Annotated in this window: 18 protein-coding genes and 2 tRNA genes; 3 read left to right on the plus strand and 17 right to left on the minus strand. The window is 62.3% G+C overall.

Annotated elements, in window-relative coordinates; all coding sequences use genetic code 11:
- Positions 1-11: 11 nt before the first annotated feature.
- From AC1ZV1_RS25780 to AC1ZV1_RS25790, 3 genes are all read left to right on the plus strand, one after another.
- Positions 12-302: a DUF2845 domain-containing protein gene (locus AC1ZV1_RS25780; RefSeq protein WP_484294231.1), complete on the plus strand. Its 291-nt coding sequence runs from the start codon at positions 12-14 to the stop codon at positions 300-302.
- A gap of 32 nt (positions 303-334) precedes the next feature.
- Positions 335-622 (plus strand): DUF2845 domain-containing protein, encoded by a 288-nt coding sequence (locus AC1ZV1_RS25785; protein ID WP_484297641.1) that lies wholly within the window; start codon positions 335-337, stop codon positions 620-622.
- A gap of 73 nt (positions 623-695) precedes the next feature.
- Complete coding sequence (locus tag AC1ZV1_RS25790; RefSeq protein WP_484294232.1) at positions 696-2,150, plus strand: rhomboid family intramembrane serine protease; 1,455 nt, start codon at positions 696-698, stop codon at positions 2,148-2,150.
- Positions 2,151-2,211: 61 nt separating this feature from the next.
- Here AC1ZV1_RS25790 and AC1ZV1_RS25795 read toward each other — a convergent pair whose 3' ends face one another.
- The 17 genes from AC1ZV1_RS25795 to ftsH all read right to left on the minus strand — a co-directional run bounded on the left by AC1ZV1_RS25795 (position 2,212) and on the right by ftsH (position 18,965).
- Positions 2,212-2,409 (minus strand): CsbD family protein, encoded by a 198-nt coding sequence (locus AC1ZV1_RS25795; RefSeq protein WP_017518935.1) that lies wholly within the window; start codon positions 2,407-2,409, stop codon positions 2,212-2,214.
- A gap of 46 nt (positions 2,410-2,455) precedes the next feature.
- Positions 2,456-2,803: a BON domain-containing protein gene (locus AC1ZV1_RS25800; RefSeq protein WP_017518936.1), complete on the minus strand. Its 348-nt coding sequence runs from the start codon at positions 2,801-2,803 to the stop codon at positions 2,456-2,458.
- A 195-nt stretch (positions 2,804-2,998) separates the two neighbouring features.
- The gene (locus AC1ZV1_RS25805) at positions 2,999-4,417 is read right to left on the minus strand and encodes a hypothetical protein (protein WP_484294233.1); all 1,419 of its coding nucleotides are present in this window, start codon (positions 4,415-4,417) and stop codon (positions 2,999-3,001) included.
- A gap of 94 nt (positions 4,418-4,511) precedes the next feature.
- The gene (gene pnp, locus AC1ZV1_RS25810; protein WP_484294234.1) at positions 4,512-6,617 is read right to left on the minus strand and encodes a polyribonucleotide nucleotidyltransferase; all 2,106 of its coding nucleotides are present in this window, start codon (positions 6,615-6,617) and stop codon (positions 4,512-4,514) included.
- 169 nt (positions 6,618-6,786) lie between these two features.
- Entirely contained in the window at positions 6,787-7,056 is a 270-nt protein-coding gene (gene rpsO / locus AC1ZV1_RS25815; RefSeq protein ID WP_017518939.1) for a 30S ribosomal protein S15, read from the minus strand.
- Positions 7,057-7,154: 98 nt separating this feature from the next.
- Positions 7,155-8,069 carry a tRNA pseudouridine(55) synthase TruB gene (gene truB / locus AC1ZV1_RS25820; protein ID WP_484294235.1) on the minus strand — a complete coding sequence of 305 codons (915 nt, stop codon included), beginning with the start codon at positions 8,067-8,069 and terminating at the stop codon, positions 7,155-7,157.
- A 3-nt stretch (positions 8,070-8,072) separates the two neighbouring features.
- Positions 8,073-8,459 carry a 30S ribosome-binding factor RbfA gene (gene rbfA / locus AC1ZV1_RS25825; protein ID WP_484294236.1) on the minus strand — a complete coding sequence of 129 codons (387 nt, stop codon included), beginning with the start codon at positions 8,457-8,459 and terminating at the stop codon, positions 8,073-8,075.
- A 211-nt stretch (positions 8,460-8,670) separates the two neighbouring features.
- The gene (infB, locus tag AC1ZV1_RS25830; protein ID WP_484294237.1) at positions 8,671-11,205 is read right to left on the minus strand and encodes a translation initiation factor IF-2; all 2,535 of its coding nucleotides are present in this window, start codon (positions 11,203-11,205) and stop codon (positions 8,671-8,673) included.
- 27 nt (positions 11,206-11,232) lie between these two features.
- The gene (gene nusA, locus AC1ZV1_RS25835) at positions 11,233-12,714 is read right to left on the minus strand and encodes a transcription termination factor NusA (protein WP_017518943.1); all 1,482 of its coding nucleotides are present in this window, start codon (positions 12,712-12,714) and stop codon (positions 11,233-11,235) included.
- Between the two features lie 45 nt (positions 12,715-12,759).
- Positions 12,760-13,218 (minus strand): ribosome maturation factor RimP, encoded by a 459-nt coding sequence (rimP, locus tag AC1ZV1_RS25840; RefSeq protein ID WP_024765321.1) that lies wholly within the window; start codon positions 13,216-13,218, stop codon positions 12,760-12,762.
- A gap of 127 nt (positions 13,219-13,345) precedes the next feature.
- Positions 13,346-13,422 (minus strand) — tRNA-Met (locus AC1ZV1_RS25845).
- 92 nt (positions 13,423-13,514) lie between these two features.
- A tRNA-Leu gene (locus AC1ZV1_RS25850) sits at positions 13,515-13,600 on the minus strand.
- 16 nt (positions 13,601-13,616) lie between these two features.
- Positions 13,617-14,009 carry a preprotein translocase subunit SecG gene (gene secG / locus AC1ZV1_RS25855; RefSeq protein ID WP_484294238.1) on the minus strand — a complete coding sequence of 131 codons (393 nt, stop codon included), beginning with the start codon at positions 14,007-14,009 and terminating at the stop codon, positions 13,617-13,619.
- 2 nt (positions 14,010-14,011) lie between these two features.
- Complete coding sequence (gene tpiA / locus AC1ZV1_RS25860; protein WP_484294239.1) at positions 14,012-14,767, minus strand: triose-phosphate isomerase; 756 nt, start codon at positions 14,765-14,767, stop codon at positions 14,012-14,014.
- 65 nt (positions 14,768-14,832) lie between these two features.
- Positions 14,833-16,173: a phosphoglucosamine mutase gene (gene glmM / locus AC1ZV1_RS25865; RefSeq protein WP_484294240.1), complete on the minus strand. Its 1,341-nt coding sequence runs from the start codon at positions 16,171-16,173 to the stop codon at positions 14,833-14,835.
- The gene (gene folP, locus AC1ZV1_RS25870) at positions 16,170-17,039 is read right to left on the minus strand and encodes a dihydropteroate synthase (protein ID WP_484294241.1); all 870 of its coding nucleotides are present in this window, start codon (positions 17,037-17,039) and stop codon (positions 16,170-16,172) included. Before folP ends, glmM begins: the two co-directional genes overlap by 4 nt.
- Before the next feature lie 9 nt (positions 17,040-17,048).
- A complete protein-coding gene (gene ftsH / locus AC1ZV1_RS25875; protein ID WP_192293629.1) occupies positions 17,049-18,965 on the minus strand; it encodes an ATP-dependent zinc metalloprotease FtsH in 1,917 nt (638 codons plus the stop codon).
- Between the last annotated feature and the right edge of the window lie 90 nt (positions 18,966-19,055).

Consider the following 19,055-nt stretch of genomic DNA (forward strand, 5'->3'; position numbering starts at 1 on the left):
GGAGTCGTTCGATGAAAGCCCTGACCTGGCTGTCCTGCGCCCTGCTGCTTTGCGCGGCGGGCGCCCAGGCGGAAAGCATGCGTTGCGGCAGCGCGCTGATCAATGCCGGCGACCGAGCATGGGAAGTCGAACAGAAGTGCGGCGCGCCGGATCACCGTGACGAGGTCGGCTACACCCTGGGCGGCTATGATCGCCGCGAGTACCGGGTCGAAGAATGGGTCTACGGCCCACGCAATGGCACCAGCTACATCCTCACTTTCGAAGCCAACAAGCTCAAAAGCATCGAGTTCAAACGCAATTGAAGACGCCCCTCGTACTGCGCCTGGCGGCGTTCATGCTGCCACTCACGCTCATCGCCATCGACGCTCAGGCCGCCAGCCTGCGTTGCAACAGCAAGCTGATCAGCACCGGTGATGCCACCAGCGATGTGCTCGGCCGCTGCGGCGAGCCGGTCAGCCGTTCGTTCCTGGGCTACAAGCAGGTACCTGGCCCCCGTTACGGCCAGTCCATGGAAGTCGCCGTGGAAGAATGGATCTACGGTCCCTGGAGCGGCATGCTGTATTTCGTCCGCTTCGAAGGCAACCGTTTGAGCGACATCCAGAGCAAGCGCGCCGGCAACTGACAGGGCTGGCGGCATGGTGCTAGTCTCGCCGCCACTCACGCATTCACGCCATCAGGGCCAAGGATCGGTCGCCATGGTCATCGTCCCCGCCGAGCACCCGCTGGACTGGAAAAAACCTCCGGTCATCACGCTGCTGCTGATCGCTCTCAACGTACTGATCTACTTCGGCTACCAAGGCGGCGATAGCACCCGTCGCGAAGACGCCGTACGCCTCTACCTCGCCCAGGACCTGCTCAGCCACGAGCGGTCGCTGTTCAGCGCTTCGCTGGAGCGCCGCGACCGGCTGGAGGCCGACCAGCAGCGGGCACTCGAAGCCCTGCCCCGCCAGCAACTGGCCTGGCTGGTGCTCTCGGACCTGGAGTTCGGCCACGAGCTTCGCGCGCTGCCCGCCTTCCAGCAGGACGCTGCCTGGCAGGCGTCACGCCTGACGGCCGAAGCGGCCCGTGACCAGACCAGCAGCCTGCGCTTTGGCTTCATCCCCGAGCGCTTCACCGTCCAGGGCCTGTTCGGTTCGATGTTCCTCCACGGCAGCTTCTGGCACCTGGCCGGCAACATGGTGTTCCTGTTCATCTTCGGCTTCGCCCTGGAGGCGGCGCTGGGGCGCACCATGTACCTCGGCCTCTACCTGTTCAGCGGCCTGTGCTCGGGGCTGCTGTGGTGGGCGCTCGACCCCTCCTGGATCCCGGGGATCGGCGCCTCGGGCGCCATCTCCGGCCTGATGGGCATGTACATCGGCGTCTACGGTCTGCGCCGCATCCAGTTCTTCTACTGGCTCGGACCACTGATCGGCTACCTCAAGGCGCCGGCGCTGTGGATCCTGCCACTATGGCTGGGCAAGGAACTGTTCGGGCTGATCCGCGCCGCTGACCATGTGAACTACTACGCACACATCGGCGGGCTGGTGTCCGGCTTCCTCGCCGTCTGGCTGCCGCGCAAGCTGGGGCGGATGCCGGTGGACGAGGCGTACCTGGCAAAGGAAGACCCGGATGCGCCGTTCAAGCGCGCCCTGGCGGCCCTCGACGAGTTGATTGGCCGCTTTGCCCTGGATCAGGCCGCTGCACGCGGACCGCAACTGCTGCAGCAGTTTCCCGGCCGTCCCGTGCTGGTCGAGCGCCTGTACGGGGTAGCCAAGGGGCGGCAGGACCGGGCGCTGATGAGCGAAACCCTCAAGCAGCTCTTCGCCTTGCCGCCCTCTCCCGCCGCCGACGCCCTGTTGCGTCGGCTCGCCGAGGAAAGCGCTGCGAGCGATGCAGGCCTGCTCGGGCACCCAGCGATCCAGTTGCACCTGCTGCGCAAACTGCTGCAACGCAACGAAACCGGGCAAGCCCTGCACAGCTGGCGCCGCCTGACACGCTCCGGCCAACTGCCCGAACAACTGCCTGGCCTGACCCTGCAACTGGCCAAGCAGATGGGCCAGAAAGGTGATCTGCAGGCGGTACGCGAGCTTTCGCGCTTCCTTCGCCAGCACTACCCGGAAGCCGATCCGACGCGTCAATTGACGATCTACCAGCAGCACCTCGCGCCCTGACGCCAAAACAAAAGCCCCGCCGGCGAACCGGCGGGGCCTGGACCATCCCTGTGTCTGGGCGCTACAGGCGGCTGCTGAAATCGCGGACTTCCTCTTCCGCTTTTTCGCGAGTCCAGCCGTAGCGCTCCTGCAGTTTGCCTACCAGGTACTCGGCATGTCCGTCTGCCGCCTGCAGGTCGTCGTCAGTGAGCTTGCCCCACTTTTCCTTGAGCGAGCCGGAAAGCTGCTTCCACTTGCCTTTGATGACGTCAGTGTTCATGGCGATCCTCCTCTGGAAGATTGGATGGGGGAAAGGACTCGCGCCCTTATTCGACCGATTTCAGGCCGTCAGCGGACACCGCGGTCACGCCCTTGATGCCTTTGGCGGTCTTGATGGCGAGTTCTTTCTCGGCATCGGATTTGACGTTGCCGGACAGCGACACCACACCCTTGTTGGTTTCGACCTTGATGTTGGTACCGCTGATGTCCTTGTCAGCGATCAGGCTGGACTTCACCTTGCTGGTGATCCAGGTGTCGGAAACCGCCTCTTCAGTCTTCTGAACTGTATCGTTGGCGGCCAGGGTCGTCGGCTGGGCGAACACCGAGTTGGCGAACGAGAAGCTCAGGGCGGTTGCAGTGGCAGCGGCAAGAGCCAGTTTGTTGAAACGTTTCATGGCGGTTTCTCCTGAATTATTGGAAAACTGCGACCGTGCCTGGCAGCAGTTGCACAAGGAATATCGCAAGCCCTGTGCCAGTTTTTCCAACTCACAAAAAACCTTCTAAATCAACAACTTACAAAGTTCACGCAAAAGCGGAGCGGTTGCAGTTTGCATAAACTGCCGCTGCGCTTCATGCAATCTGCATGACCTTCAGCCGGATTTCTTGCCCAGCTTCGCCAGGACGGATTCGAGCTGCACTACCTCGCCCATATGCTCGAAGGTGGGATAACGCTGGCGGATGAAAGCCAGCAACTGCTGCGCCGGGTCGACCTGACCCAGCTCCTCGGAAAACGCCCGCGCGGCCATCAGATAGGCGCGCGGAATGCCGGGATAATCCGGGAAGCGCTTGTGCAGATTGCGCAGCAGGCTCAGCCCCTCGCGGGCCTTGTGGCGCTCGATCAACACCTCGGCGATGCGTTCGCAGACGCCCGGGTCTTCCGGCAGATAATCGGCCTGCAGCTGCCGCGCATTGAGAAAGGCGCTGGCGGCCAGGTGCGGATTGAGGCGGCTTGCCAGGCCCAGGTAATGCGGCAGGTGATTCAGGCACTCGGCGCGATCGTTCAGGGCAAACAACAACTGGTGATAGCGTTCATTGAGCTTGAGGTCCTGTCGACCTTCACGCAGCGCGGCGACAAGGATCTCCAGCGCAGCGCCCGTCTGTCCTTCCTTGACCCGCACCTCCGCCTCGGCCAGCGCCTTGCGGCGGTGCCATTCCGGCGCGGCGAAGCCAGCCGGGGCGTCGTCACCGGCAGATGCGTAGCCCAGTTCGCCCTGATACTGGAAGACGGCATAGCCCATCATGGCGCACATCACCACGCTGAAGTAGCCGGTCAGCCCGGCGACCACAGGCACCATCACCACCCGCGGCAGGCCGTGGGACAGCAGCCAGCCGACGTAGGTCGGCGACTGCCAGAGGATGAACAGAAACACGCAGAGGATCAGGTAACGCCAGCCCATCGCCGCGATCACCTGCCCCACTTCACCGGGGCTGAGCGCCGCGCCCAGGCTCTTGTCCAGGGACAGGCGGATGATGCTCGCCGGCAACACCAGCATCAGGCCGATGTTGGCCGCCCAGTAGATCGCCTCGCTGTGGAAGTCGGCCGCGAGCCAGAGCAGTATCAACGCGATCAGAAACACCGCGAGTTGCTGGAAGAAGGTCCTCAGGCTATCGACGCTGAAAGCCTCCAGTAGCCCCGGGGCGTCCTGGCCGCCGAAGCTCGCCGCCTCGATCACGCTGTGCAGGTACTTGGTCGCCACGCTGAGCAGCGCAATCCAAAGCAGGAAGATCGCCGGCATGAACACGCAGGCCAACGCCAACAGCGCGCAGAAAGCCAGCGGCCCAGCCTGGAATCCATAGGCGAAGAATTTCGGCAGGCGCTCCCAGAAGGGTTGCGCAGTATTGGCCGCGCCAAGAAAGCGCAGATGGCCACGGCACAGCGGACACGACGGCGCGTACTCCGGCGCGTCGGCATTGAGGGGAATGCAACAGTCGCCGTAATGACGCTCGCACGGCTGGCAATGCCAGGTCGCGGGCTGGGCACTGTGGTAATGACAGTAACGCTTGTCCATCTCGAGGCATCCTTGGAGCGAGATCGGCGAATAGCGCATTCTCAAGGCAAAAAAAGAGGGCCCGCAAGGGGCCCTCTTTCATTTCACCGTGTGCTTACACGCCAGAGGCTTCAGCAGCGGCTACGTCCTTGATGGACAGCTTGATGCGGCCACGGTTGTCCACGTCGAGAACCAGGACCTTGACTTCCTGGCCTTCCTGCAGAACGTCGGTGACCTTGTCGATGCGCTTGTCGCTGATCTGCGAGATGTGCACCAGACCATCCTTGCCCGGCAGGATGTTGACGAAGGCGCCGAAGTCCACGATGCGCTCGACCTTGCCGACGTAGATCTTGCCGATCTCGGCTTCCGCGGTGATGCCCAGGACGCGCTGCTTGGCGGCCTCGGCAGCTTCCTTGGTTTCGCCGTAGATCTTCACGCTGCCATCGTCCTCGATGTCGATCGAGGCCTTGGTCTCTTCGCAGATGCTGCGAATGGTGGCGCCGCCCTTGCCGATGACGTCGCGGATCTTGTCGGTGTCGATCTTCATCTGGATCATGGTCGGAGCATTTTCCGACAGCTCGGCGCGCGGAGCGGCGATGATCTGGTTCATCTGGCCGAGGATGTTCAGGCGAGCTTCCAGGGCCTGGCCCAGGGCGATCTCCATGATCTCTTCGGTGATGCCGTTGATCTTGATGTCCATCTGCAGAGCGGTAACGCCCTTGTCGGTACCGGCAACCTTGAAGTCCATGTCGCCCAGGTGGTCTTCGTCACCCAGGATGTCGGTCAGGATGGCGAACTTGTCACCTTCCTTCACCAGGCCCATGGCGATACCGGCAACCGGCGCCTTGACCGGAACACCGGCGTCCATCAGGGCCAGGGAAGCACCGCAAACGGAGGCCATGGAGCTGGAACCGTTGGACTCGGTGATCTCGGAAACGACGCGGATGGTGTAGGGGAACTCGTCCTGGGTCGGCAGCATGGCAGCGACGCTGCGACGGGCCAGACGGCCGTGGCCGATTTCACGACGGCCAGCGCTGCCCATGCGGCCACACTCGCCTACCGAGAACGGCGGGAAGTTGTAGTGCAGCATGAAGGGGTCTTTGCGCTCGCCTTCGAGGGTGTCGAGCAGCTGCGCGTCACGGGCGGTGCCGAGGGTGGCAACGACCAGGGCCTGGGTTTCGCCACGGGTGAAGAGTGCCGAGCCGTGGGTCTTGCCCAGTACGCCGACTTCGATCTTCAGCGGGCGAACGGTGCGGGTGTCGCGGCCGTCGATACGCGGCTTGCCGTTGACGATGTTTTCGCGAACGGTGCGGTATTCCAGCAGGCCGAAGGCTTCCTTGACCTCACCGGCGGCGAACTGGCCTTCGCCTTCGCCGGCGAACTTGGCGACGACCTGCTCGCGCAGGGCGTCCAGGGCCGCGTAACGGTCCTGCTTGACGGTAACGGTGTAGGCCTCGGAGATGGAAGCACCGAAGTCAGCCTTGATGGCGTTGACCAGGGCGGTGTTTTCGACCGGGGCGGTCCAGTTCCAGCTCGGCTTGCCGGCTTCGGTGGCCAGTTCGGCAACGGCGCGGATGACGGCCTGGAATTCTTCGTGGGCGAACAGAACGGCGCCCAGCATCTGGTCTTCGGTCAGCTCGTCGGCTTCGGATTCAACCATCAGCACGGCGTCGGAGGTACCGGCCACGACCATGTCGAGGCTGGAGCTCTGCTGCTGCTCGTAGGTCGGGTTGAGGATGTAGCCGATTTCCGGGTGGAAGCCAACGCGGGCAGCACCGATCGGGCCGGCGAACGGAATGCCGGAGATCGCCAGGGCGGCGGACGTGCCGATCATGGCAGCGATGTCCGGATCGGACTTCTTGTTGGTGGAAACGACGGTGCAGACGACCTGCACTTCGTTCATGAAGCCTTCCGGGAACAGCGGGCGGATCGGGCGGTCGATCAGGCGCGAGGTCAGGGTTTCCTTCTCGGAAGGACGGCCTTCACGCTTGAAGAAGCCACCGGGGATGCGACCTGCTGCGTAGGTCTTCTCCTGATAGTGCACGGAGAGCGGGAAGAAGCTCTTGCTTGGGTCGGCCTGCTTGGCGCCGACGACGGTGCAGAGCACGGTGACGTCGTCCATGGTGACCAGGACAGCACCGGTGGCCTGGCGGGCGATGCGGCCAGTCTCGAGGGTTACGGTCGACTGACCGAACTGGAATTTCTTGATTACCGGGTTCACGGTTTCTCTACCTTCTCTTTAGTTGCCTTGGGGGAAATGGTGGAAATGCCGGGAGTCGGACCCGAATTCATTCCCTATAAAAGCGAGAAAGCCGGGAGCCGAAGCCGATGAGCGGTTTGCACCGCCCATCGACTCCGGACTCCCAGCTTCCCACTTCAGGCTTGCCGTCTTAGCGACGCAGGCCCAGGCGACCGATCAGGGCGCTGTAACGAGAGGTGTCCTTGCTCTTCAGGTAGTCCAGCAGCTTACGACGCTGGTTAACCATACGGATCAGGCCACGACGGGAGTGGTGGTCTTTGCCGTTGGCCTTGAAGTGGTCCTGCAGCTTGTTGATGTTGGCGGACAGCAGTGCAACCTGCACTTCCGGGGAACCGGTGTCGCCTTCAGCTTGCTTGTACTCGTTAACGATCTGGGCTTTTTCTTGGACGCTCAGTGCCATGATGGGGCTTCCTCTGAGGTAACAGGCCAGGGACTTCTCCCTGTGTTCATAGTAAGAGGAGTGACCGTGCCTGCTGACAGCCACCCTCGGTTTCGGCCTTAAGACCGAATCAGTCGACGCGGCGCCAGGCGCCCGTCTTCGACCACTTCACCGATACCAATGAAACGGCCTTCGTGATCTTGCACCCGCAGCATGCCGAACTTCGGCATCTCGGGAGCGCGCACCGGCTGACCATGCAGCCAGTAATAGGCGCTGTGCTCGGACAACTGCAGCAGCGGCCAGTGCTCCAGGCCGGCATCCACCGGCAGCAGGAAGCGGTCGAGGGCTTCGTTGCCACCCTCGGCGTGGGCTTTCTCGAGCTCCTCCAGCGTCACCGACTGGTTCAGCTGGAACGGTCCGGCCTGTGTCCGGCGCAGGACGGCGACGTGTGCGCCACATCCGAGTTCGCGGCCAAGGTCTTCGACCAGGGTGCGAATGTAGGTACCCTTGCTGCAGGAAACGGCCAGCGTCGCACACGGCGACTCGAACGCGAGCATTTCCAGGCGCGCAATAGTAACAGAACGCGCCTCGCGCTCCACTACCTCTCCTGCACGGGCCAGCTTGTAAAGCGGCTGGCCGTCCTTCTTCAGCGCCGAGTACATCGGCGGCACCTGCTCTATGTCGCCGCGGAAGCGCGGCAGCAGGGCCTCGATGGCTTCCCGACCAATGGTTACGTCATGCTGCTCGACCACCTCACCCTCGGCATCGCCGGTGGTGGTGGTGACGCCAAGTTGGGCCACGGTCTCGTACGCCTTGTCGGCATCGAGCAGGTACTGGGAAAACTTGGTCGCCTCGCCGAAGCACAGCGGCAGCACGCCGGTAGCCAGCGGATCGAGGCTGCCGGTGTGGCCGGCCTTCTCGGCGTTGAGCAGCCAGCGCACCTTCTGCAGGGCCTGGTTGGAGCTCATGCCACGGGGCTTGTCGAGAATCAGCACACCGTTGACCGCACGGCGAATGCGTTTCACCTGGGCCACGCGTTACTCCTCGGAATCGCCGCCGCGACGATCGGCAGCTACAGCACGCTCGATCAGCGCCGACAGCTCGGCACCACGGCGGATGCTGGCGTCGTAGCTGAAGTGCAGTTGCGGTACGGTGCGCAGCTTCATCGCCTTGCCCAGCTGCATGCGCAGGAAACCCGCGGCATCGTTGAGGATGCTGGTGTTCTGCTTCACCACCTCGGCGTTGTCGTCCTGCCCCATCACGGTGACGTACACCTTGGCATGGGACAGATCACGGGCCACATCGACACCGGTGATGGTCACCAGGCCGAGACGCGGGTCCTTGATTTCACGCTGGATCAGCAGCGCCAGTTCGCGCTGCATCTGGTCGCCGATACGCTGGGTACGGCTGTAGTCTTTGGCCATTTTTCTAACCTGCTTACCCGAGCCGCGAGGCTCCGGCATCTATTACGGGTTTGAATTCGACCGGATGGCTGGGCGGGAAGCCGAAGACAGTGCTCCAGCACGGCAAGGCTTCCCAACGACGCCATACGATTGAAGGCGAATCCGTATAAGCGGCAAACGCCCGGGACAGCTGAATAGCCGGCCCGGGCGCTGCATTCACGCTCGAATACCCTTACAGAGTACGAGCGACTTCGACCTTCTCGAACACTTCGATCTTGTCGCCGACGCGGACGTCGTTGTAGCTCTTCACGCCGATACCGCACTCCATGCCGGCACGCACTTCCGAGACGTCATCCTTGAAGCGACGCAGGGATTCCAGCTCGCCTTCGAAGATGACCACGTCGTCGCGCAGGACACGGATCGGGCGGTTGCGGTGCACCAGACCCTCGGTGACCATGCAGCCAGCGACCGCGCCGAACTTCGGCGAGCGGAACACGTCACGCACTTCGGCGATACCCAGGATGTTCTCGCGAACATCGCTGCCGAGCATGCCGGTCAGGGCTTTCTTGACGTCTTCGATGATGTCGTAGATCACGTTGTAGTAACGCATGTCGAGGCCTTCGGACTCGACGATCTTGCGCGCACCCGCGTCGGCACGGACGTTGAAGCCGAACAGCACCGCGTTGGAGGCCAGCGCCAGGTTGGCATCGGATTCGGTGATACCACCGACACCGCCGCCGACCACGCGAACCTGCACTTCGTCGTTGCCCAGGCCGCTGAGCGAGCCCTGCAGGGCCTCCAGCGAACCACGGACATCGGACTTGAGCACGATGTTGAGGGTCTTCTTCTCTTCCTGGCCCATGTTCTCGAAGATGTTTTCCAGCTTGCCGGCGTGGGCACGGGCCAGTTTCACTTCGCGGAACTTGCCCTGACGGAACAGCGCGACTTCGCGGGCCTTCTTCTCGTCGGCAACCACGGTCATCTCGTCGCCGGCATCCGGGGTGCCATCCAGGCCGAGGATCTCGACCGGAATGGACGGACCGGCTTCCTTGATCGGCTTGCCGTTCTCGTCGAGCATCGCACGGACACGGCCGTAGTTGACGCCGACCAGGACCATGTCGCCCTGACGCAGGGTGCCGTCCTGGACCAGCACGGTGGCTACCGGGCCGCGGCCCTTGTCCAGACGCGACTCGACCACCACACCACGGCCCGGAGCCGACGGAGTGGCTTTGAGCTCGAGTACTTCAGCCTGCAGCAGTACGGCTTCGAGCAGTTCGTCGACACCGGTACCCATCTTGGCGGATACGTGGACGAAGGGAGCGTCGCCACCCCACTCTTCCGGGATCACATCCAGAGCGGCCAGGCCGTTCTTGATGTTGTCCGGGTTGGCGTCCGGCTTGTCGATCTTGTTCACCGCGACCACGATCGGCACGCCAGCCGCTTTCGCGTGCTGAACAGCTTCCTGGGTCTGCGGCATCACGCCGTCATCTGCCGCCACCACAAGGATGACGATGTCGGTCGCCTGGGCACCACGAGCACGCATCGCGGTGAACGCGGCGTGGCCGGGGGTATCGAGGAAGGTGACCATGCCGCGGTCGGTTTCCACGTGATAGGCGCCGATGTGCTGGGTAATGCCGCCGGCTTCGCCAGCTGCCACCTTGGCACGACGGATGTAGTCGAGCAGCGAGGTCTTGCCGTGGTCGACGTGACCCATCACGGTCACGACCGGCGCGCGGGAAACCGCCTCACCTTCGAACTTCAGCGATTCGGCCAGTTGCTCTTCCAGTGCGTTCTCGCTGACCAGCTTGACTTTGTGGCCGAGTTCTTCGGCGATCAGCTGCGCGGTTTCCTGGTCGAGTACCTGGTTGATGGTCACCGGGGTGCCCATCTTGAACATGAACTTGACGACCTCGGCTCCCTTCACCGACATCTGGGCAGCAAGATCGCCCACGGTGATGGTTTCGCCGATATTCACTTCACGCACAATCGGTCCTGTCGGGCTCTGGAACCCGTGCTGGTTACGCTTCTTCAGCTTGCCCTTGCCGCGGCCACCGCCACGACGGCCAAAGCTGTCGTCGTCGTCGCCACCACCACTGCGCACAACACGCGGCGCGGTGGTCTTTTCCTTTTCCTTGATCGACGGGCGATGCTGGGCATGCTTGCGATCACGGCGCTCGTCCTCGTCATCACGCTTGGGCGCACGACGCACTTCGTCCTTCTTGCGATCGTCCGCAGCAGGAGCGGCAGCTGCCGGAGCTGCCGGAGCAGCAACCGGCGCGGCAGCCCGCGGCGCTTCGGCAGCAGCAGCAGCCGGAGCAGCAGCGGCACTGGTGGCCTGGCGAGCGGCGTCCGCCTGACGGCGAGCCTCTTCCGCAGCGGCGCGCTGACGAGCTTCTTCCTCGGCCTTCAGACGCGCAGCTTCTTCAGCGGCACGCTGCTCTTCCAGCTCGCGCTGGCGCTCGGCCTCGAGCTCTTCAGGATCGCGTTTGACGTAGGTCTTCTTCTTGCGAACCTCGACGCTGACGGTCTTGCTGCCAGCAACACGAATGGTCGAGGTGGTCTTGCGTTGCAGGGTGATCTTGCGCGGCTCATCCGCGCGATCACCGTGACTGCCTTTCAAGTGGGCCAGCAGCGCCTGTTTCTCACTGTCGGTCACTACCTGGTCGGCGTTGTTATGCGGCAGACCTGCTTCGCGCATCTGCAGCAGCAGGCGCTCTACCGGCGTATCGACCGTCTTGGCCAGTTCTTTCACCGTGACTTGCGTCATGCACTTCTCTCCTCAGGCCGCGAATGCTTACTCGAACCAATGGGCCCGGGCGGCCATGATCAACTTGCCGGCACGCTCTTCGTCCATGCCGTCGATGTCGAGCAGATCGTCAATGGATTGCTCGGCAAGATCTTCACGGGTGGTTACGCCACGCAGTGCCAGGTCCACGGCCAGCTCTTTGGTCATACCATCGAGGCTGAGCAGGTCTTCGGCAGGTTGTGCGTCGGCGAGTTTCTCTTCAGTGGCGATGGCTTTGGTCAGCAGGCGATCCTTGGCACGCGAGCGCAGCTCGTTGACGATGTCCTCGTCGAAGCCGTCGATGCTGAGCATCTCTTCCATCGGTACGTAGGCAATCTCTTCCAGGGTGGTGAAACCTTCTTCCACCAGAACCTGGGCGAGTTCTTCATCGACATCCAGCTCGTCGACGAAGCGCTGCAGGATGTCGCCAGTTTCAGCCTGCTGTTTGGCCTGGATATCGGCCTCGGTCATCACGTTCAGGGTCCAGCCGGTAAGCTGGCTGGCCAGACGGACGTTCTGACCACTGCGGCCGATGGCCTGTGCCAGGTTGTCCTCGGCGACGGCGATATCCATGGTATGGGTATCTTCGTCGACGATGATCGCTGCCACTTCGGCCGGAGCCATGGCGTTGATCACGAACTGCGCGGGGTTGTCGTCCCACAGGACGATGTCCACGCGCTCGCCGCCCAGTTCGCCGGAGACGGCCTGGACGCGGGAACCACGCATACCGATGCAGGCGCCCTGCGGATCGATACGCTTGTCCTTGGAGCGAACGGCGATCTTGGCACGCGAACCCGGGTCACGGGCGGCGGCCATCACGTCGATCAGTTGCTCGGCGATTTCCGGTACTTCGATGCGGAACAACTCGATCAGCATTTCCGGCGCAGTACGCGACAGGATCAGCTGAGGGCCGCGGTTCTCGCTGCGGATTTCCTTCAGCAGGGCACGCACGCGGGTGCCGACGCGGAAGGTTTCACGCGGGATGATCTGGTCGCGGGCCAGCAACGCTTCGGCGTTGTTGCCCAGGTCCACGATCACGTTGTCGCGGGTGACCTTCTTGACGGTGCCGGAGATGATCTCGTTGACCTTCTCGCGGTAGGCATCGACCACCTGGGCACGCTCCGCTTCGCGGACCTTCTGCACGATGACCTGCTTCGCAGTCTGTGCGGCGATGCGGCCAAACTCGATGGATTCGATCTTCTCTTCGATGACCTCGCCGGCCTTCATGCCGGGGTGCTCTTCCTGCACGTCTTCGACGGTCAGTTCCGATGCCGGGTTGGAGTAGTCCTCGTCTTCGACGATGGTCCAGCGACGGAAGGTTTCGTAGTTGCCGTTGGCGCGGTTGATTTCCACGCGCAGGTCAACTTCGTCCTCGAAACGCTTTTTGGTCGCAGTCGCCAGAGCCAGCTCCAGCGCTTCAAAAATCACGCCAGGCGGTACACCCTTCTCGTTGGATACCGACTCAACAACCAGCAGTACTTCTTTGCTCATCGTACGCCTCGCCTTTCAATCCATTGGAATCCGCGCTCTGGCGGCTCACTCAAATCGGGGAATGATGTTGGCCTTGTCGATCGAGTCGACCGGCAGCAGGTATTCGTGGTCGTCCACGAGGACCACCACATCCTGCTCCTCCACACCACGGAGAATGCCCTGGAAATTGCGACGCCGTTCGAAGGGCGTACGCAGCTTGATCTTCACCTGCTCGCCGACATAGCGGGCGAACTGTTCGAGTGTGAAGAGCGGCCGATCCATACCGGGCGACGACACCTCCAGGGTGTACTCGCCACTGATCGGGTCTTCCACGTCGAGAATGCCACTGACCTGACGACTGACGATTTCACAGTCATCGATCAGGATGCCTTCCGCACGATCGATATAAACCCGGAGCAGGGAATGGCGACCTTGGGAAATGAACTCCAGGCCCCAGCACTCATAGCCGAGCGCTTCTACTACAGGGGCCAACAAGGCCTGCAACTGTTCTAGCTTGCTCGACACCTGATCGCCTCGCGTATGCTGTAGAAACAAAAAATGGGCGAAACGCCCATCCCTTAAGGACCGCCCTGATCTGGCGGCGCGGACTGTCCAGCTAGCAAAAAGCCCCTTAAAAGGGGCTCTGCCAAACTGGTTGCGGGAGCTGGATTTGAACCAACGACCTTCGGGTTATGAGCCCGACGAGCTACCAGACTGCTCCATCCCGCGTCAAAGCTGGTGCGAAATTATACGGTCGAGCCCCTTGAAGGTCAACCGAAACTCCGAAACGACAAGGCCCGCATTGCGGGCCTTTTCGTATATGGTACCGAGGAGGGGACTCGAACCCCTACAGCCTATGGCCACTACCACCTCAAGGTAGCGTGTCTACCAATTCCACCACCTCGGCAAAAACTCTTGCCTGCTTACTTCTGCTCAGGAGCTGCCGGAACGTCGCCGTTACCGCCTGCAGGGGCTTGAGGCTGCCCTTGCGCGCCCGGCACATCACTCGCTGCCGGAGCTTGATCCTGCCTTTGCTCCATCACTGCCGGGTCAGGAAGCCCAGCGTGACGAATTATATCAGCTTTTTCTTTAGCAAAATACGCTAAACCCAAGCTAGTAATAAAAAAAACTGCAGCCAGCACCGCGGTGAAGCGGCTCAGGAAGGTAGCAGAACCCTGGCTACCAAAAACAGTACCCGAAGCGCCAGCACCAAACGACGCACCAGCGTCGGCACCCTTGCCTTGCTGAAGCAGGACCAGCACAACCAGACCCAGCGCCATCAGCAGGTGAATCACGATTACAACTGTTTCCAGCATCTTCAGTTTCCTGCGGCGCGACAGATCGCACCGAACTCATCTGCATTCAGGGAAGCTCCACCAATGAGCCCCCCATCGATATCCGGCATGCCGAAAAGTTCGACAGCGTTGGCGGCCTTGACACTGCCGCCGTACAGGAGACGAAGGCTGCGGGCCACCTCTGCGTTTTCCGCCGAGATCTGCGCGCGAATCGCCGCATGTACTTCCTGGGCCTGCTCGGGAGAAGCGGTCAGCCCCGTCCCAATCGCCCACACCGGCTCGTAAGCCACAACGGCGCGGGAGAAAGCCCCGACACCGAGATCCTCGATCACCGAGCCCAACTGGCGCCCGACAACCTCAAGAGTCTTGCCCGCCTCTCGCTGCTCGCGGGTCTCGCCCACGCACAGGATTGGAACCAGGCCACACGATTGAACCGCCGCAAACTTGCGACTGATCACCCCATCGCTTTCGCCCAGGATCAGGCGACGCTCGGAATGACCCACCAGCACCAGGGAGCAGCTCGCATCCGCCAACTGGCTGGCTGCGACTTCGCCCGTGAGGGCACCCTGCATCGGCTCAACCGCGCAATTCTGCGCACCGACGGCAACCGCCTTTCCATCCAGACCTTGAACGACCTGATTGATGTACAGACAGGGCGGGAACACCGCCACATCGACACCCGTTGGAAGAGCCAGTTGACGCAGGCCTTTGATCAGCTCCGTTACGCTGGAGCGGGTACCGTGCATTTTCCAATTACCGGCCACCAAGGGTCGACGCATGCTGTACCTCGCTGAGCAAAGTGGGCGCAGATATTACTCGACGCTTTTGGAACTGACAAGAGAAATCAAGCACATACCTCGGTAACGACTTTTGCCAGCTGTTCGGCATAAGCGCGTACGCGTGCTTCCTCGTCACCCTCGACCATGACCCGCACCAAGGGTTCGGTGCCGGACTTGCGCAACAGGACGCGGCCGCGGCCGGCCATTTCCTCGGTCACCTTGGCACAGGCCTCCTTCACCGCCGGATGCTCCAGCGGATCGACCCCACCGCCGGCAAAACGCACGTTGATCAGCACCTGCGGACACTTGCGTATGCCCATCCGCGCCTCGGCCAGGTTCTGTCCGCGCGCTTTCAGCGCCATCAGCACCTGCAGGGCCGCGATAATCGCATCGCCCGTGGTGGTGTGCTGGTAACAGACGACATGGCCGGAGTTCTCACCACCTAGCTGCCACTTGCGCGACTGCAGTTCGGACATCACATAGCGATCGCCCACCTTCGCGCGAGCGAACGGGATATGCAGCTCCTGCAACGCCAACTCGAGGCCAAGGTTGCTCATCAGTGTCCCGACCACGCCGCCATGCAGCTTGCCGCGATCCAGCATGTCACGGGCGATGAGATAGAGAATCTCGTCACCATCGACGATGGTACCGGTATGGTCGACCATCATCACCCGGTCGCCATCACCATCGAAGGCGATACCGATATCCGCGTGATTGGCCAGCACGGCTTCCTGAAGCGCCCCCATGTGGGTGGAACCGCACTTGTCGTTGATATTCAGGCCATTGGGCTCGGCGCCAATGACGAAGACTTCGGCGCCCAGCTCACGAAATACATTGGGAGCGATCTTGTAGGTCGCACCGTGAGCGCAGTCCAAGGCAATACGCAGACCTGCGAAACTGGTGTTCGACGGCACGCTGCTCTTGCAGAACTCAATGTAGCGACCAGCGGCGTCATTGATGCGCGACACCTTGCCCAGGCGGGCCGACTCGACCACGGTCATCGGCGCATCGAGGAGCTCCTCGATGATCAGCTCCACTTCGTCCGGCAACTTGGTGCCCTGACCGGAAAAGAACTTGATGCCATTGTCGTCGTGCGGATTGTGCGAAGCACTGATGACGATGCCGGCCTCGGCATGGAAGGTACGGGTCAGGTAGGCAATGCCTGGCGTCGGCATCGGGCCGAGCAGCAGCACGTCGGCTCCCGCGGCAGACAAGCCTGCCTCCAGCGCCGATTCGAACATGTAGCCGGAAATCCGGGTGTCCTTGCCCACCAGCACGCGGCACTTGCCCTGCTGACGGAAGGCCATACCCACTGCCCAGCCCAGCTTGAGCACGAAGTCCGGCGTGATCGGCGGCGTGCCGACGCGCCCGCGGATTCCATCGGTACCAAAATACTTCCTGCTCATGCGGGCATCTCCTCTTCCGTTGCACTTTGCACTGCGTGAATCATTCGAACGACATCCACCGTCTCGGCGACATCGTGGACGCGGATGATACTGGCCCCCTTGGCTACCGCGAGGGCCGCAAGCGCCAGACTGCCATAGAGACGCTCACCCACCTCACGGCCGAGCGCACGCCCGACCATGCTCTTGCGTGAGACACCGACCAACAGCGGGCACCCGATTTCCATCAACCGCTCCATCTGACGGAACAGGTTCAGGTTGTGGCCCTGCGTCTTGGCAAAACCGAAACCGGGATCGATCACGACCCGTTCCCTTGGGATACCTGCAGCCTCGCATACCGCAATGCGTTCCTCGAGGAAGCCGCGGACCTCCTGAAAGATATCCGGGTAACGGGGATCGTCCTGCATATTCCCCGGCTCGCCGCGCATGTGCATCAGGCACACCGGCAGACCGGTATCCACGGCTGCATCCAGGGCGCCGTCACGCAAAAGGGAACGCACATCGTTGATCAGTCCGGCGCCAAGGCGCGCGGTCTCGCGCATCACGGCCGGGGTGGAGGTATCCACGGAGATCACCACGTCCAGCTCTCGGGCAATGATCTCGACCACCGGTGCGACGCGCTCCAGCTCCTCGGTGGGCGATACCACGCGAGCGCCGGGACGGGTCGACTCACCGCCGATATCGATCAGCGTGGCGCCGGCCGCGACCATATCTGCCGCATGGCGCAATGCAGCATCGTGCCGGTTGAAGCGGCCACCATCGGAGAAGGAGTCGGGAGTCACATTGAGGATGCCCATGACGTGCGGGCGGCGTAAATCAAGAACCCGGTTGCCGCAAGGCAACCGGGTCGGGTGGTACAACGAACTCATTCAGTAGTCTCAGTGTTCGCCGGCGGGGCCGCCAATCGGGTTTTCCTGGCGACCTTCGTCGCGAGGAGAGGCAGCATTACCGGAAGAGCCGGAGTTGCCACCCTGCCAGTCACGTGGCTCGCGCGGGGTACGGCCAGCCATGATGTCATCGATCTGGTCGGCGTCGATGGTTTCGTACTTCATCAGTGCGTCGGCCATCATGTCGAGCTTGTCGCGATTCTCTTCCAGCAGGCGCTTGGCGGTGCCATAGCAGTCGTCGATGATCCGGCGAACTTCCTGGTCGATCAGCTTGGCGGTCTCACCCGAGATGTTCGAGTGCTGGCCACCGGCGCTACGACCGAGGAACACCTCGCCCTCCTCTTCCGCGTACATCAGCGGACCGAGCTTCTCGGACAGACCCCACTTGGTCACCATGTTCCGCGCCAACTGGGTGGCACGCATGATGTCGTTCGAAGCACCCGTGGTAACACCCTCGAAGCCCAGAGTCATTTCTTCGGCGATACGGCCGCCGAAGAGCGAGCAGATCTGGCTTTCCAGGGCACGCTTGGACAGGCTGTAGCGGTCTTCTTCCGGCAGGAACATGGTCACGCCCAAGGCGCGGCCGCGCGGAATGATGGAAACCTTGTAGACCGGGTCGTGCTCCGGCACCAGGCGGCCAACGATGGCATGGCCGGCTTCGTGGAACGCGGTGTTCTTCTTCTCCTTCTCGGACATGACCATGGTCTTGCGCTCGGCGCCCATCATGATCTTGTCCTTGGCCAGCTCGAACTCGCGCATGTCGACGATGCGCTTGTTGGCGCGGGCGGCGAACAGCGAAGCTTCGTTGACCAGGTTGGCCAGGTCCGCACCGGAGAAGCCCGGAGTACCGCGCGCGATCACAGCCGGATCGACGTTGTCGCCCAGCGGGACCTTGCGCATGTGCACTTTCAGAATCTGTTCACGACCACGGATGTCTGGCAGGCCGACCACCACCTGGCGGTCGAAGCGGCCAGGGCGCAGCAGTGCGGGGTCGAGCACATCCGGACGGTTGGTCGCGGCGATGACGATGATGCCGTCATTCATTTCGAAGCCGTCCATCTCCACCAGCAACTGGTTAAGGGTCTGCTCGCGCTCGTCGTGACCGCCGCCCAGGCCGGCACCACGGTGGCGACCAACCGCATCGATCTCGTCGATGAAGATGATACAGGGTGCGTGTTTCTTGGCCTGATCGAACATATCGCGCACGCGGGAGGCGCCCACGCCGACGAACATTTCCACGAAGTCTGAACCGGAAATGGTGAAGAACGGCACCTTGGCTTCGCCGGCGATCGCCTTGGCGAGCAGAGTCTTACCGGTACCAGGCGGGCCAACCATCAGCACGCCGCGCGGAATGCGACCGCCAAGGCGCTGGAACTTGCCCGGATCGCGGAGGAATTCCACCAGCTCGCTGACTTCTTCCTTGGCCTCGTCGCAGCCGGCGACGTCGGCGAAGGTAGTCTTCACCTGGTCTTCCGACAACAGGCGGGCCTTGCTCTTGCCGAAGCTCATCGGCCCGCCGCGACCACCGCCGCCGCCCTGCATCTGGCGCATGAAGAACATGAAGACCGCGATGATCACCAGGATCGGGAAGCTCGCGACCAGCAGTTGAGTCCAGATGCTCTGCTGCTCAGGCTGCTTGCCTTCGACGACCACGTTGTTATTCACCAGGTCACCGATCAGACCGTTGTCCTGGATCGCGGGGCGGATGGTCTTGAAGGTGTCACCATCCTGGCGCTTGCCGGTGATGACATAGCCGTCGACGGTTACGCGCTCGACCTTGCCGTCCTTCACCTGCTGAATGAAGTCGGAATAGTTGAGCGTCTGCGGCTCGCTCGGGCTGGAGAAGTTGTTCATCACGGTGACGAGTACCGCCGCGATGATCAGCCACAGAATCAGGTTCTTTGCCATGTCGTTCAATTGACTACCCTCTGAAGCCGGCTCCGCCCTGGAAACCGCTTCTCACGACGGCCAGACTCCTTCCGGCCAAAATTACTACAC

The sequence above is a fragment of the Pseudomonas sp. BB438 genome (assembly GCF_057180225.1).

Bases quoted from the DNA above. Each gene is read 5' to 3' on its own strand.
- nusA (WP_017518943.1), bottom strand. From the start codon at position 12,714: ATGAGCAAAGAAGTACTGCTGGTTGTTGAGTCGGTATCCAACGAGAAG.
- tpiA (WP_484294239.1), bottom strand. From the start codon at position 14,767: ATGCGTCGACCCTTGGTGGCCGGTAATTGGAAAATGCACGGTACCCGC.
- AC1ZV1_RS25800 (WP_017518936.1), bottom strand. From the start codon at position 2,803: ATGAAACGTTTCAACAAACTGGCTCTTGCCGCTGCCACTGCAACCGCC.
- ftsH (WP_192293629.1), bottom strand. From the start codon at position 18,965: ATGGCAAAGAACCTGATTCTGTGGCTGATCATCGCGGCGGTACTCGTC.
- infB (WP_484294237.1), bottom strand. From the start codon at position 11,205: ATGACGCAAGTCACGGTGAAAGAACTGGCCAAGACGGTCGATACGCCG.
- AC1ZV1_RS25780 (WP_484294231.1), top strand. From the start codon at position 12: ATGAAAGCCCTGACCTGGCTGTCCTGCGCCCTGCTGCTTTGCGCGGCG.
- AC1ZV1_RS25790 (WP_484294232.1), top strand. From the start codon at position 696: ATGGTCATCGTCCCCGCCGAGCACCCGCTGGACTGGAAAAAACCTCCG.
- AC1ZV1_RS25795 (WP_017518935.1), bottom strand. From the start codon at position 2,409: ATGAACACTGACGTCATCAAAGGCAAGTGGAAGCAGCTTTCCGGCTCG.
- folP (WP_484294241.1), bottom strand. From the start codon at position 17,039: ATGAGTTCGTTGTACCACCCGACCCGGTTGCCTTGCGGCAACCGGGTT.
- glmM (WP_484294240.1), bottom strand. From the start codon at position 16,173: ATGAGCAGGAAGTATTTTGGTACCGATGGAATCCGCGGGCGCGTCGGC.
- secG (WP_484294238.1), bottom strand. From the start codon at position 14,009: ATGCTGGAAACAGTTGTAATCGTGATTCACCTGCTGATGGCGCTGGGT.
- AC1ZV1_RS25785 (WP_484297641.1), top strand. From the start codon at position 335: ATGCTGCCACTCACGCTCATCGCCATCGACGCTCAGGCCGCCAGCCTG.
- AC1ZV1_RS25805 (WP_484294233.1), bottom strand. From the start codon at position 4,417: ATGGACAAGCGTTACTGTCATTACCACAGTGCCCAGCCCGCGACCTGG.
- rbfA (WP_484294236.1), bottom strand. From the start codon at position 8,459: ATGGCCAAAGACTACAGCCGTACCCAGCGTATCGGCGACCAGATGCAG.
- rpsO (WP_017518939.1), bottom strand. From the start codon at position 7,056: ATGGCACTGAGCGTCCAAGAAAAAGCCCAGATCGTTAACGAGTACAAG.